14 protein-coding genes are annotated in these 16,423 nt (G+C 65.8%); 2 read left to right on the top strand and 12 right to left on the bottom strand.

The window, feature by feature from the left end; all coding sequences use genetic code 11:
* Nucleotides 1-65: 65 nt before the first annotated feature.
* The 9 genes from QCE48_RS06800 to phaC form a co-directional block, all read right to left on the bottom strand.
* Complete coding sequence (locus QCE48_RS06800) at nt 66-1,265, bottom strand: cystathionine beta-lyase (RefSeq protein ID WP_309785575.1); 1,200 nt, start codon at nt 1,263-1,265, stop codon at nt 66-68.
* Nucleotides 1,266-1,357: 92 nt separating this feature from the next.
* Nucleotides 1,358-1,999, bottom strand: coding sequence for a hypothetical protein (locus QCE48_RS06795; protein WP_309785576.1), 642 nt, complete (start codon nt 1,997-1,999; stop codon nt 1,358-1,360).
* A 40-nt stretch (nt 2,000-2,039) separates the two neighbouring features.
* On the bottom strand, nt 2,040-3,224 hold the full coding sequence (gene bktB / locus QCE48_RS06790) for a beta-ketothiolase BktB (protein WP_309785577.1): 1,185 nt from the start codon (nt 3,222-3,224) through the stop codon (nt 2,040-2,042).
* 39 nt (nt 3,225-3,263) lie between these two features.
* A complete protein-coding gene (locus QCE48_RS06785; RefSeq protein ID WP_309785578.1) occupies nt 3,264-4,190 on the bottom strand; it encodes a sugar kinase in 927 nt (308 codons plus the stop codon).
* Nucleotides 4,191-4,192: 2 nt separating this feature from the next.
* On the bottom strand, nt 4,193-5,569 hold the full coding sequence (rimO, locus tag QCE48_RS06780; RefSeq protein ID WP_309785579.1) for a 30S ribosomal protein S12 methylthiotransferase RimO: 1,377 nt from the start codon (nt 5,567-5,569) through the stop codon (nt 4,193-4,195).
* 324 nt (nt 5,570-5,893) lie between these two features.
* Nucleotides 5,894-6,466 (bottom strand): polyhydroxyalkanoate synthesis repressor PhaR, encoded by a 573-nt coding sequence (gene phaR, locus QCE48_RS06775; protein WP_062638806.1) that lies wholly within the window; start codon nt 6,464-6,466, stop codon nt 5,894-5,896.
* A gap of 136 nt (nt 6,467-6,602) precedes the next feature.
* Nucleotides 6,603-7,343 carry a 3-ketoacyl-ACP reductase gene (locus tag QCE48_RS06770; protein ID WP_087630421.1) on the bottom strand — a complete coding sequence of 247 codons (741 nt, stop codon included), beginning with the start codon at nt 7,341-7,343 and terminating at the stop codon, nt 6,603-6,605.
* Nucleotides 7,344-7,429: 86 nt separating this feature from the next.
* A complete protein-coding gene (locus QCE48_RS06765) occupies nt 7,430-8,611 on the bottom strand; it encodes an acetyl-CoA C-acetyltransferase (RefSeq protein ID WP_309785580.1) in 1,182 nt (393 codons plus the stop codon).
* Nucleotides 8,612-8,704: 93 nt separating this feature from the next.
* On the bottom strand, nt 8,705-10,702 hold the full coding sequence (gene phaC, locus QCE48_RS06760) for a class I poly(R)-hydroxyalkanoic acid synthase (protein WP_309785581.1): 1,998 nt from the start codon (nt 10,700-10,702) through the stop codon (nt 8,705-8,707).
* 98 nt (nt 10,703-10,800) lie between these two features.
* Between phaC and QCE48_RS06755 the strand changes: the two genes are divergently transcribed.
* A complete protein-coding gene (locus QCE48_RS06755; RefSeq protein ID WP_309785582.1) occupies nt 10,801-11,094 on the top strand; it encodes a hypothetical protein in 294 nt (97 codons plus the stop codon).
* A 63-nt stretch (nt 11,095-11,157) separates the two neighbouring features.
* Here QCE48_RS06755 and pgeF read toward each other — a convergent pair whose 3' ends face one another.
* Together pgeF and QCE48_RS06745 are read right to left on the bottom strand one after the other, a co-directional pair.
* Complete coding sequence (pgeF, locus tag QCE48_RS06750) at nt 11,158-12,000, bottom strand: peptidoglycan editing factor PgeF (protein ID WP_309785583.1); 843 nt, start codon at nt 11,998-12,000, stop codon at nt 11,158-11,160.
* Nucleotides 11,997-13,232 (bottom strand): RluA family pseudouridine synthase, encoded by a 1,236-nt coding sequence (locus tag QCE48_RS06745; RefSeq protein WP_309785584.1) that lies wholly within the window; start codon nt 13,230-13,232, stop codon nt 11,997-11,999. The genes pgeF and QCE48_RS06745 overlap by 4 nt, the downstream gene beginning before the upstream one ends.
* Before the next feature lie 42 nt (nt 13,233-13,274).
* Here QCE48_RS06745 and QCE48_RS06740 point away from each other — a divergent pair, with 42 nt between their 5' ends.
* Entirely contained in the window at nt 13,275-14,108 is an 834-nt protein-coding gene (locus QCE48_RS06740) for an outer membrane protein assembly factor BamD (RefSeq protein ID WP_404983314.1), read from the top strand.
* Between the two features lie 57 nt (nt 14,109-14,165).
* Here QCE48_RS06740 and QCE48_RS06735 read toward each other — a convergent pair whose 3' ends face one another.
* Nucleotides 14,166-16,421: an ATP-dependent DNA helicase gene (locus QCE48_RS06735; RefSeq protein WP_404982669.1), complete on the bottom strand. Its 2,256-nt coding sequence runs from the start codon at nt 16,419-16,421 to the stop codon at nt 14,166-14,168.
* Nucleotides 16,422-16,423: the final 2 nt, after the last annotated feature.

The following is a 16,423-nucleotide window of genomic DNA, read 5'->3' as shown; positions in this document are numbered from 1 at the left end:
GGTCAAAAAAGGCCGCTTTGCGAACGCAAAGCGGCCTTTTGACATTGGCACGGCGTGAACGTGGGTTACGCGAATGCCTTCGTCAACGCCTGTTCGATGTCGCGGCGCAAGTCGGCTTCGTCCTCCAGCCCGACGAAAAAGCGCACCAGCACGCCTTCGTGCGGCCACTTCGCGGCCGTGCGCATCGTGCCGACGTTGTACGGCATCGCGAGGCTATGCGAGCCGCCCCAGCTCCAACCGATATCGAACAATTCGAGCGCCTCGACGAACGCATCGACCTGCGCGGCGCTATAGCGCTTGTCGAACACGAACGAGAACAAGCCGCCCGCGCCGCCCTTGAAATCGCGCGTGAAGATGTCGTGTCCGGGGCAATCCGCGAGAGCCGGATGCAGCACCGCCGATACTTCCGGACGCGTCTTCAGCCACGTGGCGAGCGCAAACGCGGTGCGGTCGTGGGCGGCGTAGCGCAGCGTCATCGAAGGAAGGCTTCTCAGCACGAGCGAACAGTCGTCCGCCGAGATGCCGATCCCGAGCCGCATGCGCGCGCGCTTCAGCTTCATGTGATGCTCGCGGTCGACGGCGATCGTCGCGCCCATCAGGATATCGCTGCCGCCCGACTGGTATTTCGAGAGCGCCTGCACCGAAATATCGACGCCGTGTTCGAACGGCTTGAACGCGAGCCCCGCCGAGTATGTGTTGTCCAGCGCCGTGACGACGCCGCGCGCGCGCGCGACCGCCGCGATGGCCGGCACGTCCTGCACTTCCATCGTCACCGAGCCCGGCGCCTCGACCCAGATCAGCTTCGTGTTCGGCCGGATGAGGTCGGCGATGCCCGCGCCGATCATCGGATCGTAGTAGGTCACTTCGACGCCGTAGTCCGCCGCGAGCCAGTCGGCATGCTCGCGGTTCGGCGAATACGCGTTGTCGGGCACGAGCACGTGATCGCCCGATTTCACGAAGCCGAAGTACACGTTCGAGATCGCCGACAGCCCCGACGGATGCAGGAGCGCGTATTCACCGCCTTCGATCGCCGCGAGCCGCTGCGCGAGCGTGATCGACGTGGGCGTGCCGTGCAGGCCGTAGCGCCATTGCGAATCGTCGCTCCAGACGAGCTTGCGCATCGCGGCGAGATTCGGGAAGACGATCGTCGACGCGCGCGTGACGGGCACGGGAAACGCTTCGAAGCCGGGCGTCAGGCGGTCTTCCGGATGGACGATGCGGGTCTGCTCCGAGCGTCCTTTGTCCTTGGGGCTGGAATCGGTCATGGCGTGCTTGCTTGATGTGTTGTTCGGAAAAGAAACGCCATCGAAGTGGTTCGATGGCGTGCGGGTTCGGTCGGCGCGGCGCTAAACGCGCACTACTCGCCGATGATCACGTTGCTCGTCCCACCGACGGCATTGCGCGGCGCAATGGGTGCAGCGGGCGCGGCGGGCGGCGCCGGTTCCAGCGAAGGCGCGGCGGGCCGCGCATCGCGATTCGCAGGGACGGTCACGCCCGCCACCGCCGGACGCAATTCGAAGGGCTGCGGGTTGGAATCGTCGGCATTCATGCGCTCGCCGGACACGCTGCCGTCCGCGGCGAACTTGCCGACCCAGTTGCCGGTGATGTGCGTGCCGTCGTTCGATTCCTCGATTTCGAGCGTGTCGCCGTCGCGATCGCCCGCTACCAGGATGACCGACGGGCTGCCCGCGAAGCGGTACTCGCCGTGAATGCCCGATGCCTCGTCGGTCTTCGCACCGAGCCGCATTTCGATCTCTTTACCGCCGACCGTGCCGACATAGCGCGGGAACCGCGCGTATTCCGGATTCGGCGCGAGCGGCTTCGCGGGCGGCAACGCGAGCGTCGCGATGGCGTTGTTGGCGCCGATCACCTCGTCGCTTTTTGCGGTGGCGGTGGCCGTGGCCGCGGCCGGCCGGTCCGGCGGCATCGGCGAATTGCACGCGGCGAGCAGCACCGTCATTGTCAGCAAGCCGATTACCGCCGTATTCCTTTGCATCATCCTCTGGTTCCTTCGAATGTCGATCGCGGCGCGGCCCGGATCAAACGCGCTCGAAAATCGCCGCGATGCCCTGCCCGCCGCCGATGCACATCGTCACGAGCGCATAGCGTCCGCCGATGCGCTGCAGTTCATAGAGCGCCTTCACGGTGATGAGCGCGCCCGTCGCGCCGATCGGATGGCCGAGCGAGATGCCCGAACCGTTCGGATTGACCTTCGACGGATCGAGCTTCAGTTCGTTCGTGACGGCGCACGCCTGCGCGGCAAAGGCCTCGTTCGCTTCGATCACGTCGAGGTCGACGACCGTGAGACCCGCGCGTTCCAGCGCCTTTTGCGAAGCGGGCACCGGGCCGATGCCCATGTACTTCGGATCGACGCCCGCGTGCGCGTAGGCGACGAGACGCGCGAGCGGCGCGAGGCCGCGTTTTTCCGCGACGCTACGCTCCATCAGCACGACGGCCGCCGCCGCGTCGTTGATGCCGGACGCGTTGCCCGCCGTCACCGTGCCGTTTTCCTTCGCGAAGACGGGCTTGAGCTTCGAGAAATCGTCGGTGGTCGCGTTCATGCGCACGTGTTCGTCCTGGTCGAAGACGGTATCGCCCTTCTTCGATGCCAGCGTGATCGGCAGGATCTGCTCCTTGAAGTAACCGGCCTCGATCGCCTTCGCCGCGCGCCGGTGCGATTCGAGCGCGAGCGCGTCCTGGTCCGCGCGCGTGATGCCGTACTTGCCCGCCACGTTCTCGGCCGTCACGCCCATGTGGATCTTGTCGAACGGATCGTTCAGCGCGCCGAGCATCATGTCGACCATGCGCGCATCGCCCATGCGCTGGCCGAAGCGCGCCGCCGGCATGATGTAGGGCGCGCGGCTCATGCTTTCCGCACCGCCGCCGATCGCCACGTCGGCGTCGCCGAGCAGGATCGACTGCGATGCGGAGATGATCGCCTGCAGACCTGAGCCGCACAGCCGGTTCACCGTCAGCGCGGGCGTGTGCTGCGCGACGCCGCCGTTCAACGCCGCGACGCGCGCGAGGTACATGTCCTTCGGCTCGGTATGCACGACGTTGCCGAACACCACGTGACCGACGTCCTCGCCCGACACGTTCGCGCGCGACAGCACCTCGCGCACGACGCGCGCGCCGAGTTCGGTCGGACTGACGTCTTTCAGCGCGCCGCCGAAATCGCCGATTGCCGTGCGTACTCCGCTCACCACTACGACTTCACGTTGCATGTTCGTCTCCACTTTAGATAGTTGTGTATGCTAACGATCTTAACATTGCGCGAGCGCCTGCTCGACTGTCGCCTGATTCGGAATGGGCGCGACCGCGCCGAAGCCTTGCGTCGACAGTGCCGCCGCGACGTTCGCGTAACGCGCGGCCGCGAAGGGATCGTCGCCCGCCACGATGCGCGCGATGAATGCGCCGCCGAAGCAGTCGCCCGCGCCGGTCGCATCGACCGCCTGCACGACGCGGCCCGGCACCACGCGCCGCTCACCCGGCGTCGCGATGTACGAGCCTTCCTTGCCGAGCTTCAGCGCGACGACCTTCGGCCCGAGCGCAAGCAGGAAGTCGACGATGGCATCCTTGTCCGTCAAGCCGGTCAGATCGGTGACGTCGTCCCAGCTCGGCAAGCAGATATCGGATGCGCGGATCGCCTCGAGCATCACCGCGCGCGCCCGCGCGAGCGGCCAGAGCTTGAGCCGCAGGTTGGTATCGAAACTCACCTTCACGCCGTGACTGCGCGCGTGGTCGATGGCGGCGAACGCGGCGTCGCAGGCCGAGACGCCGATCGCGAGACTGATGCCCGACAGATGCACGACCTTCGCGGCCGCAATCGTATCGAGCGGCAGATCGGACGGCGCATAGCGGCTCGCAGCCGACCCGGCGCGCAGATAATCGAAGCGATGCCCGCTCGCGCCGTGCGACACGAAGTAGACGCCGGTCGGCGCATTCGCGTCGATGCGCACCGTCGAGGTATCGACGCGTTCCGTGCGCCACAGGTCGAGCAGCAATTGCCCGAACTGGTCATTGCCGACCGCGGATACGAAGCCCGTCGAGACGCCCTGCCGCGCCGCCGCGATCAGGAAGTTCGACACGTCGCCGCCGAAGCCTTGCAGGTAAGTCGGCTCGCCCGCCTTCGACTGGTTGAATTCGATCATGGCCTCGCCGAGCGCGAGGACTTGCGGCGTCTGCGTCATGGTCACACCTCGCCCCACAGATCGTGGCCGTCGGCGCCGGTGATCTTCACCGAGACGAAGTCGCCGGCCTTGTAGCGCTTCGACGCCTTCGTCGCCGGCGCGATGTAGACGACACCGTCGATCTCGGGCGCGTCCGCCGCCGTGCGGCCGATGCCGCCATCGCTGTTCACTTCGTCGACGAGCACCTTGAGCGTCTTGCCGACCTTGCGCTTCATGCGCGCCGCCGACAGTTCCTCGGCGAGTTCCATGAAGCGCGCACGACGTTCCTCGCGGACTTCGTCGGGCAGTGCGCCGTCGAGTTCGTTCGCGCTCGCGCCTTCGACCGGCGAATAGGCGAAGCAGCCCACGCGATCCAGATCGGCTGCGCGGATAAAGTCGAGCAGCGTCTGGAACTGCTCTTCAGTCTCGCCCGGAAAGCCCGCGATGAAGGTGCTGCGGATCGTCAGGTCGGGACAGATCTTGCGCCACGCCTGCACGCGTTCGAGCACCTTCTCGGCGTTGGCCGGGCGCTTCATGCGCTTCAACACCTCGGGATGCGCGTGCTGGAACGGCACGTCGAGATACGGCAAGACGTGGCCCTTCAGCGGACCTTCGGCCATCATCGGGATGACTTCGTCGACGCTCGGATACGGGTACACGTAGTGCAGGCGCACCCACGCGCCGTATTGCGCGGCGAGTTCGCCCAACGCGCCGACGAGATCCGTCATGCGCGTCTTGATCGGCTTGCCGTTCCAGAAGCCCGTGCGGTATTTCACGTCGACGCCGTATGCGCTCGTATCCTGCGAAATCACGAGCAGTTCCTTCACGCCCGACTTGAAGAGGTTCTCCGCTTCGAGCATCACGTCGGCGACCGGGCGCGAAACGAGATCGCCGCGCATCGACGGGATGATGCAGAACGTGCAGCGATGATTGCAGCCTTCGGAGATCTTCAGGTACGCATAGTGGCGCGGCGTGAGCTTGATGCCGGCGGCGGGCACGAGATCGGTGAACGGATCGTGCGGCTTCGGCAGATGCGTGTGCACCGCGTTCATCACTTCGTTGGTCGCGTGCGGACCGGTGACGGCCAGCACCTTCGGATGCACTTCCTCGATGAGACCCGTGCCGCTCGCGCTCTTCTTCGCGCCCAGGCAGCCCGTCACGATCACCTTGCCGTTTTCGCTGAGGGCCTCGCCGATGGCGTCGAGGCTTTCCTGCACGGCTTCGTCGATGAAACCGCAAGTGTTGACGACAACGAGGTCGGCGCCATCATAAGTACCGGAGATTTCGTAGCCTTCAGCGCGCAGCTGCGTGATGATCTGTTCGGAATCGACCAGGGCTTTCGGACAGCCGAGCGAAACGAAGCCGACTTTAGGGGCGGTCTGGGAGGAAATGTGCGACATAGATGGTCCGGCGGTGTGAGTACCTGGTTCGGGCATGGAACCGGCGGGCGCGAGGCCGATCGAGGTACATAGCTAACGAGCGCGGTGGCGCGCAGTGCCGGAAAACGCCTGTCAGGACGCGCTGTCGGGCACTGCCGCAGGTTGCGCCGCCGGACGATGATCCGCCCCGGCGCGCCGCGCTGCAAAGCCGATATTGTACCGTGCCGGGCCGAACCGCCTGCGGCACGGGAAGCCGGGCACGGCCGGCCGCGACCCCGGCCGCGCGCGGCGGGCGCGTCCCACCGCCGCGCGCGCGGCACGGATCGCGCTGCCCGCGAAATTCGCTTACTTCTTCTCCGTCGACGGCGGCGTCGGCGTGGGGAACGGGAATGTGTTGAACATCGACTTCGCCTGCGACTGCATCTGCTCCTGCATCTGCACGAACATGTTCTTCGACTGCTCGATGTAGCTCGTCATCATGCCCTGCATCATCGGCGCCTGCATGTTCATGAACTGCGACCAGACTTCCGGATTGAGCGCGTTGCCATCGTAGAGGCCCTTGCTCTGGTCGGTCAGCTTCTGCTGGATGTCGATGAACGCCTGGATGTTCTTTTCCAGATACGTGCCCATCATGCCCTGCATCGCGTGCCCATAGAAGCGAATGATCTGCGACAGCATCACCGAAGAGAACATCGGCAGACCGCCGCTCTCCTCTTCCAGAATGATCTGCAGCAGGATGCTTCGGGTCAGGTCATCGTTGGACTTGGCGTCCATGACCTTGAAGTCTTCCTGATCCAGCACGAGCTGCTTCACGTCGGAAAGCGTGATGTAGGTGCTCGTTTCCGTATCGTACAGCCGACGGTTTGGATACTTTTTGATGAGTCGTTCGGCGGGTTTCTTTGTAGTAGTAGTGGTCATTTAACGCCTTTAAACGCAAAACCTTACTGCGATGGCAGCAAACGTGTCTTGCGTGATTGCAAAGTGCGTTGCCGCCGTTCGTTTTCCGGCAAGTGGCGGCAGCGCGCGGTTCCAGGCCGCACGCTGCCGCCGCCCGTCAGCCCATGTGCAGACCGCCGTTCAGCGAGAAGTCCGCGCCAGTCGAGAAGCCCGACTCTTCCGATGCCAGCCACGACACGATCGAGCCGATTTCATCCGGCCGGCCAAGACGTCGCACCGGAATCGTCGCAACGATCTTCTCCAGCACTTCCGGACGGATCGCCTTCACCATGTCCGTGCCGATGTAGCCCGGCGACACCGTGTTGACCGTCACGCCCTTGGTCGCCACTTCCTGCGCCAGCGCCATCGTGAAGCCGTGGATGCCGGCCTTCGCCGTCGAATAGTTCGTTTGACCGAACTGGCCCTTCTGGCCGTTCACCGACGAAATGTTGATGATCCGCCCGAAGCCGCGTTCGACCATGCCGTCGACGACCTGCTTCGTGACGTTGAAAAGACTCGTCAGGTTGGTGTCGATGACGGCTGTCCAGTCTTCGTGCGTCATCTTGCGGAACACGACGTCGCGCGTGATGCCGGCGTTGTTCACGAGAATATCGATCTCGCCGACTTCGGCTTTCACCTTGTCGAACGCGTTCTTGGTCGATTCCCAGTCGCCGACGTTGCCTTCCGACGCGATGAAGTCGAAGCCGTTCGCCTTCTGCTCCTCGATCCATTTCACCCGGCGCGGCGAGTTCGGGCCGCAGCCCACGACGACCGTATAGCCGTCCTTATGCAGACGCTGGCTGATGCTCGTGCCAATGCCGCCCATGCCGCCCGTCACATACGCTATGCGCTTCGTCATTCCTCACTCCGTTTTGTTATGCGGTAAGCGGCCACTGTCTTTCGGCCGCGTCCCGCTTGCCCTGACTGTCTGTCTCCAAGTCCTTCTTACGGACGCTCGAGTGCCAGCGCCACGCCCATGCCGCCGCCGATGCACAGCGACGCCAAACCCTTCTTCGCGTCGCGCTTCTGCATTTCGTGCAGGAGCGTGACGAGAATGCGGCAGCCGGACGCGCCGATCGGGTGTCCGATCGCGATTGCGCCGCCGTTCACGTTGACCTTCGACGTATCCCAGCCCATCTGCTTGTGCACCGCGAGCGCCTGCGCCGCGAACGCCTCGTTGATTTCCATCAGGTCGAGATCGCTCGGGGACCAGCCCGCGCGTTCCAGGCAGCGCTTCGACGCCGGCACCGGGCCCATGCCCATCACCTTCGGATCGACGCCCGCGTTCGCGTAGGCCTTGATGCGCGCAAGCGGCGTCAGGCCGAGCGCTTCGGCCTTCTTCGCCGACATCACGATCACGGCCGCGCCGCCGTCGTTCAGGCCCGACGCGTTGGCGGCCGTCACCGTGCCTTCCTTCGAGAACGCCGGCTTCAGGCCCGCGAGCGCTTCGGGCGTCACGCCATGGCGCACGAACTCGTCGGTGGCGAATCTCAGCGGCTCGCCCTTGCGTTGCGGAATCTCGATGGGAACGATCTCGTCGTCGAAGCGGCCCGTCTTCTGCGCGGCTTCCGCCTTGTTCTGCGACAGCGCCGCGAACTTGTCCTGCTCCTCGCGCGTGATGCCGTATTCCTTCGCGACGTTCTCGGCCGTCGTGCCCATGTGGTACTGGTTGAAGACGTCCCACAGGCCGTCGACGATCATCGAGTCGATCAGCTTCGCGTCGCCCATGCGAAAGCCGTCGCGCGAGCCCGGCAGCACGTGCGGCGCCGCGCTCATGTTCTCCTGGCCGCCGGCGATCACGATTTCCGCGTCGCCCGCGATGATCGCGTTGGCAGCGAGCATCACAGCCTTCAGGCCCGAGCCGCAGACTTTGTTGATCGTCATGCCGGGCACCGAGTTCGGCAGGCCCGCCTTGATGAGCGATTGGCGCGCGGGATTCTGGCCCGAACCGGCCGTCAGCACCTGGCCCATGATCACTTCGCTGATCTGCTCGGGTTTCAGGTTGGCGCGTTGGAGCACCGCGCGAATGACGGCAGCGCCGAGATCGGGCGCCGCGATCTTCGCAAGCGACCCGCCGAATTTGCCGACCGCGGTGCGCGCGGCCGATACGATCACTACGTCAGTCATAACAGTTTCCTTTGGCTTCGAATGTTAAAGCGGACTCTTCAAGCTCGGTGCGCGGAACCTGCTGTCCGATGCACCGTTCAGGCGCCGGGCGGCTCAATGGTCGCGTTGCAGCACGTAGCGCCCGGGCGCGGGTTCGATGACGGGATAGTGCTTCGATCCGAGCGACGCCGGCGCCTTCGTCTTCTTGCCGGCGTAGCCGTCGAGCCAGTTAGTCCACGCGGGCCACCAGCTGCCCGGATGTTCCGTGGCGGCGGCGAGCCAGTCGTCGGGATCGGCGGGCAGGCGTTTGTCCTCGGAGTCGATCATCCAGAAACTGCGCTTGTTCTTCGACGGCGGATTGATCACGCCCGCGATATGTCCCGACGCGCCGAGCACGAACGTCTGCGGCCCGCTGAGGAGCGGCGCCGACGCATACGCCGACGCCCACGGCACGATATGGTCCTCGCGCGAACCGTAGATGAAGGTCGGCACGTCGATGCGCGACAGGTCGATCGCCTCGCCGCAGGTCGTGAGCGCGTTGGGCTCGCGCAGCCTGTTTTCCAGATACGTGTTGCGCAGATACCAGACGCACATCGGGCCGGGCAGGTTGGTCGAATCGCTGTTCCAGAACAGCAGGTCGAACGCCTGCGGCGTGCGTCCCTTCAGATAATTGTCGACGACGTAGTTCCACACCAGGTCGTTCGGACGCAGGTACGAGAACGTGTTCGCGAACTCGACGCCACGCATGAGACCCGCGGGCGCGCCGTTCTTGCCGCCGATCGTCTGCTCGCGCATCTGCACGTGCGCCTCGTCGACGAAGACGTCGAGCACGCCCGTGTCGGAGAAATCGAGCATCGCGGTGAGGAGCGTCATGGAGGCGGCCGGATGTTCGCCGCGCGCCGCCGCGACCGCGAGCGCGGTCGAGAGAATCGTGCCGCCGATGCAAAAGCCGAGCGTGTTGATCTGCTCGCGGCCGGTGATCTGCTTGACGATCTCGATCGGTTCGAGCACGCCCTCTTGCACGTAGTCGTCCCAAGTCTTGTGCGCGACCGACTGGTCGGCGTTGCGCCACGACAGGATGAACACCTGATGCCCCGCGTCGAGCGCGTGGCCGACGAGCGAACTCTCCGGCTGCAGGTCGAGGATGTAGAACTTGTTGATGCACGGCGGCACGATCAGAAGCGGCCGCTCGAACACCTGCGACGTGTGCGGCTTGTAATGGATCAGCTGCACGAGATCGTTTTCGAAGACGACCGCGCCTTCGGTCGCGCCGATGTTCTGGCCCACCACGAAGCGCGACTCGTCCGACTGCGAGATCTTGCCGCGCTGCAGGTCGTTGAGCAGGTTCATCATGCCCTGCCAGAGACTTTCGCCTTTGCTCTCGATGAGCGTCTTCTGCGCTTCCGGATTGAACGCGAGGAAGTTGCTCGGCGAGGCCGCGGCGGTCCACTGCTCCACGGTGAAGCGGATGCGTTCGCGGGTCTTCGGATCGGTGTCGACGGCGTTGGCGAGTTCCTGCAGATAGCGCGCGTTGAGCAGATACCACGCGGCGGTGAACGCGTAGGCCGGCGTCGACTGCCATGCCGTCGTGCTGAACCGGCGATCCTTCAGCGCCGCCGGATCGATGCTTTGCGCGCCCGCCTGCTTGAGCAACTCGACCACGTCGCGCGAATAGTCGGCCTGCAACTGCTGGAGGCGCTCCGGCGCGAGCGCCGCGTTCGGGATGGGCGGCATAGAAGGCATGCCGGGCATCTGCGCAAACCCGCCCGCGAATCCGGGCATCTGGCCCGCGAGCTTCGAGAAATCGGGCATCGTGCCGAGCTTCGCGAAGTCCGGCAGCGGCGGCATCGCGAACGGCGTGGCGCCCTGCGCTACCGCGAACGCGGCAAACGGATTCGCCGCGGCGCCATTGCCGGCAGCATTGCCGTTGCCGCCATTCATCTGCTGAGTGAACTGCGTCCACTGCGCCGGATCGGCGACGGAGCGCCACGCGTTCAGCCACTGCTCGAACACTTGCTGCATGCCCGCCATGTCAGCGGGACGAGCGGCCTCCGAAGTCGCATCGGTGGCATCTGAGCGGGAAGATGTAGAGGATGTTTTAGAGGCAGCCATACCCGCTTTTGACCTGTGAGTCTCGAAAGACTGGATTGCTGATGCAGGCGCCGCCGGGCTCGCCATGACCAGCGCGCAAGTGGTGCGCCGAGTGCGCGATGGAAGCGGACCTTGCCACGCCGTGCCTGATTTCGGAGTGTTACGGGAACATTCTTGCTCCCGAGCATCAGGCATGTCAATGCTTTGCCCCGATTTTGCCGCAGTGCGATAATTTTTTAATTATCGTTTTCCCCCATGCGATCGTTGCGCTCCTTGATCGAACTTTGCCTTTATATAAGGGCGCGGGCGAATCGGCGTGCGACACACGGCCAAATGTCGGACATATTGCAGCACAGCAAAAAATCAGCGAGCACTGCAGAAAAACGCTCGGCGCGGCGGACGCGGGTGCATGAAAAAAAGGCCGTCGCGGGGTGCCCGGCGACGGCCTTTGCACTGCACGCTTCGCGATGCGCTGTTCAGTCGGCGAGCCAGATCATCGCCGCCATGCGACCGGTCGTGCGATCCCGCCGATACGAATAGAAGCGCTCGCGCTCCGTCACCGTGCAGTGGGTGCCGCCGTGCACGCGCGTCCCGTCGATACCCGCGTTCGCGAGGCGCAAACGCGCGAGCGCGTAGATATCGGCGAGATACTTGCCTTTCGACCGCATCGGGCGGAACGCGGCGGCGGTGCTATCGCGCTGGCTCGCGGCCGCGGCCGAGACGAACGCGTCCAGCACGTCCTCGCCGACTTCGAACGCCGAGGGCCCGATCGCCGGTCCGAGGTACGCATGCAGCGCCGACGCGTCGGCGCCGGCGAGCGACGCGACGCGTCCCGCCGTCTTCTCGACTATGCCCGCGGCCAGTCCGCGCCATCCCGCGTGCGCCGCGCCGACCGCGCGGCCCGCTTCGTCGCAGAACAAGACCGGCAGGCAATCGGCGACCATCACGACGCACACGGCATTCGCGCGATTCGTCACGCTCGCATCGGCGCGCACCGGGTCCGCGCCGGTCACGGTGCGATCGATCACCGCACCCGCTTCCGCGATGTCCGCGCCGTGAATCTGCTCCAGCCACGCGGCGGCCGGCGTCCCAGTGAGCGCGAGCAACCGGCGACGGTTTTCACGCAGGGCTTCGGGCGAATCGCCGGTGTGCCGTCCGAGATTCAGACCGCCCTCGCCCGCGCCGGCGCCGCCGAACGGCGCGGCGCTGACGCCGCCGTTGCGCGTCGTGGCGAGCGCGCGCACGCGCGCGGACACGCCCGACGCGTGCCAGCCGGGCCACAGACAATCATCGGCAAGCAATGCACGCGGTTCGTTCATTCTTCGTCGTCCTCGTCATCGCCTGCGTAGTCTTCGTCCTCATAGGCTTCATCCATCTCGACCACCTCGGGGAAATCGTCGTCATCGTCGTCGAGATCGGTTTCTGCGTCGCGCCCGAGGCCCAGCTCGGCGGCCAGGATCGCAATGTCCTCGGGGACGTCCGCGCGCCAGTGCACATCCTTGCCCGACACCGGATGAACCAGCCCGAGCCGCCACGCATGCAGCGCCTGACGCTCGAAGCCGTTCGGCAGCGGCGTGACTGAGCGCTTGCCGCGCGCGCGCCCATACACGGGGTCGCCGAGTAGCGGATGCCCGGCGTGCGAGCAGTGCACGCGAATCTGATGCGTGCGGCCGGTTTCGAGATCGCAATGGACGGCCGAGACCGGCTGGCCGTGCCAGAGCGCGCGGTCGATGGTCCGGAAATGGGTGCGCGCGGGCTTGCCCGACGCGCTTTCCACCACCGCCATGCGGGTGCGGTCGCGCGGGTCACGGCCGATCGGCGCGTCGATGGTGCCTTCGTCGCGCATGGTGCCCCACACGAGCGCGACGTAGCGCCGCTTCACCGTGCGCGCCTGCAACTGGCGTGTGAGGATCGTCTGCGCCTCGAGCGTGCGCGCGACGACCATGAGCCCGGAGGTCTCCTTGTCGAGCCGGTGCACGATGCCCGCGCGCGGCAGACCGGCGGCGGCCTCGCCGTAGCGGTACAGAAGGCCGTTGAGCAGCGTGCCGCTCCAGTTCCCCGCCGCCGGATGCACGACCATGCCCGCCGGCTTGTTGATGACGACGAGCGCATCGTCCTCGTAGACGATGTCGAGCGGCACCGGTTCCGGCGTGAACGCGAGCTGCTCGGGGAGCAGGTCGGGCACGAGCGTGATCGTCGCGCCGAGCGGCACCGGCTGGCGGACCTTCGCCGGCGCGCCGTCGATCTGCACGCGCTCGGCCTCGATCCAGCCCTGCAGGCGGCTGCGCGAGAATTCGGGGAAGATTTTCGCGAGGACCTTGTCGAGCCGTTCGCCCGCGAATTCGTCGGGCACGCGCGCGATGCGCGGCGTTTCGGCATCGGCGCGGCGCTCGGCGAGCATCGTCGGCACGGGGCTCGCCGAGCCCTCGACGGGCGGCGCGGCGCGGCTGTCGGCGTCGGCTGAATCGTCCGGACGTGCGTCGTCGGGCGAAGCGCTTCGGCTATAATCTTCGTTGCGATCTTTGGTACGACGAGTACTTGAGCGGGTCATTTAGACAGAAAGCCGGGAAATAGCTAGGAAATGCAAGCACTGATGCGAGCCCTCTACACCACCAAACAGTCGATGCAGAAATCGATCAAGTATCTGGCGCTGGCCGCTGGCGTTGCCATTGTCGCGGGTTGCCACGGCCTGCCCGAGAAGACCGACGAAACGGCAACCTGGAATAACAACAAATTATATACGGAGGCTCAGGACGCGCTGTCCGGCAGCGACTACGGCAAGTGCGCGAAGTACTTCGAAGCGCTCGAAGGCCGCGACCCGTTCGGCCATTTCGCGCAGCAGGCGCAGATCAACGTCGCGTACTGCAACTGGAAGGACAGCGAAACGGCCGCCGCCGACCAGGCCATCGACCGCTTCATCAAGCTGCATCCCGATCACCCGGAAATCTCCTACGCTTACTATCTGAAGGGGATGATCCACTTCAACGACGACCTCGGTCTCTTCGGCCGCTTCTCCGGCCAGGACATGAGCGAGCGCGACCCGAAGTCGCTGCGCGAGTCGTATGACGCGTTCAAGGTCGTCGTCGACCGCTATCCGAACAGCAAGTATGCGCCGGACGCCGCGCAGCGCATGCGCTATATCGTGAACGCGCTGGCGTCGCACGAAGTGCACGCCGCGGATTACTACTATCGTCGCGGAGCCTACGTGGCGGCCATCAACCGCGCGCAGCTCGCCATCCGCGAATACAAGAACGCGCCGGCAACAGAAGACGCGCTGCACATCATGATGCTGTCGTACCAAAAGCTCGACCAGCCGCAACTCGCCGACGACACCAAGCGCGTGCTCGCCGCCACGTTTCCCGAAAGCCCGTACGTGACCGGCAAGCGCCGCGCGGGCACCGAGAAGCCCTGGTATCAGATCTGGTAAGCGCGGCGTTCCGAAGCGAAGGTCCGACGAAAAACCCGGCTCGAAAGCCGGGTTTTTTTATTCTTCCGCGAGCGCGTCGCCTGCGGGATTCGCGAAAAACTCGCGCACGACGTCGATTTCGCGCGTGCGCTTGAACGGCGGCAGGCTTTGCCAGATGCGTCGCCCGTAAGGTTTGTCGACGAGACGCGTGTCGCAGATCATCAGCACGCCGCGATCGGTCTCCGCTCGAATCAGCCGGCCCGCGCCCTGCTTGAGCGTGATCACCGCCTGCGGCAGCTGATGCACCGCGAACGGACTCAGGCCCTTTTTCGTCAGCGCTTCGAGCCGCGCCGACAGCACCGGATCGTCCGGCGGCGCGAACGGCAGCTTGTCGATGACGACGAGCGACAAGGCGTCGCCGCGCACGTCGACGCCCTCCCAGAAGCTCTGGCTCCCGACGAGGATAGCGTTGCCGTATGCGCGAAAGCGATCGAGCAGTTCGGTGCGGCTCGCGTCGCCCTGCACCAAGAGCGGCGTCTCCCAGCCGCGCCGCTCGATCGTATCGCGCAGACGGTTCGCGATGCGGTCCACTGCGCGCAGCGTCGTGCACAGCACGAACACGCCGCCGCCCGCGGCCTCGATCGCCGGCAGCGCGGCTTCGAACACCGCATCGGTGAATTGCGGCGACGACGGCTGCGGCAGGTTGCGCGGCACGTAAAGCAGCCCTTGCGTCGGATAGTCGAAGGGGCTCGGCAGGGTCATCGAACGGCGCGCGTTCAGGCCCATCTGCGCGGCGTAGTGCGTGAAGTCGCCGCGCACCGAAAGCGTCGCCGACGTGAAAATCCACGCGCGCGGCACGCCCGCGCGCTGCTTCGCGAAGATCGGCGCGACCGACAGCGGCGTCTCGTGCAACTGCACCGTGTGCGAAAACACCTCGATCCAGCGCACCATCTCGTTCGGATCGGCCTTCGCGGCTTCCTTCGCCGCTTCTTCGTTCTCGACGACCGCGCGTTCCGTCGACGTCGGCGGCGCCGTCCAGCCGGCGAGCAGCGTCTGCAACTCGCGCGCGCGGCGCACGAGCGCCTGAAGCGACTCCGCCCGCTCCGCGTGCGCCGAGAGCGCGGCGGTGAGCGCGTCGAGGTGCGTTTCGAGCGTGTCGAGCGCTTCGAAGAGCGGATGATCGTCGGCGAGCTGGCCGAGCGACATGCGCACCGAATCCTCGCGAAACGCGAGCCGCACGTCGCGCGCCGCGCGTTCGAGCGCCGCGCCGAACTTGGTCCAGTCGGCGGCGTCGCGCGCGTGGCTCAGGCCTTCCGCGACCGTATCGCGCGCGAGTTCCAGGAATTGCGTCGTCGAGACGGTCACGCCGAAGAAGAGCGTCGCGGTCTCGGGCAGTTGATGCGCTTCGTCGAAGATGATGGTGTTCGCGGTCGGCAGCAGTTCGGCCATGCCGGTGTCGCGCAGCATGACGTCGGCGAAGAACAAGTGATGATTCACCACGACGATGTCCGCCTGCTGCGCCTCGCGGCGCGCCTGCATGACGAAGCATTCCTTGTAATGCGGGCACTCCTGGCCGAGGCAGTTGTCGCGGGTGGACGTGACCATCGTCCAGACCGGCGAATTCTCGGAGACGCTCGCCAGCTCCGCCTTGTCGCCGGTACGCGTGATCTTCGCGAAACGGATGATGTCCTGCAGATGCGAGGTGTCCTGGCGCGTCGGCAGGCGGCCGTTGTCCGCGGTGCGCTGCAGGTAGTAGTGACACAGGTAGTTCGCGCGGCCCTTGAGCATCGCGACCGATACCGGCACCGCGAGCGCGTCGCGCACGGTCGGGATGTCGCGCTGGAACAGCTGGTCCTGCAAGTGCTTCGTGCCCGTCGAGACGACGACCTTGCCGCCCCACAGCATCGCCGGCACGAGATACGCGTAGGTCTTGCCGGTGCCCGTGCCCGCCTCGACGATCAGCGTGTTTTCGCCGCCGTCGATCGCCGCCTTCGCGGTCGCGATACCCACTTCGTCCGGCTGCTCGTCGACGCTCGACTTCGGCGCATCCGACGGTCCGAGCTTGCGCGCGGGGCGCCGCTGCGCCTCGAACATGGCGGGCTCGGGCATCGCGCGGCCCGACGCTTCCATCGCGGCCGCCACGGCGCGCGCCATGTCGATCTGCGACGCGCGCGGACGATAGCCGTCGATGGCGCTTGCGAGCACGCCAGCGGCAGAAAAGATGGAATCGAGTTCGGCGCGGCGCTTGTCCGCGAGGACGAGCGGCGCGATGGCGTCGTCCGGGGTCGCGTTCGGGGTCGCGGTCGTATGCGACGGGGATGCGGGTGAGTTCAAGG

This window comes from Caballeronia sp. LZ024 (genome assembly GCF_031451455.1).
Classification (GTDB): domain Bacteria; phylum Pseudomonadota; class Gammaproteobacteria; order Burkholderiales; family Burkholderiaceae; genus Caballeronia; species Caballeronia telluris.
Note: the sequence above shows the minus strand (reverse complement) of the source record. Positions and strands in the feature narration are given on the sequence as shown.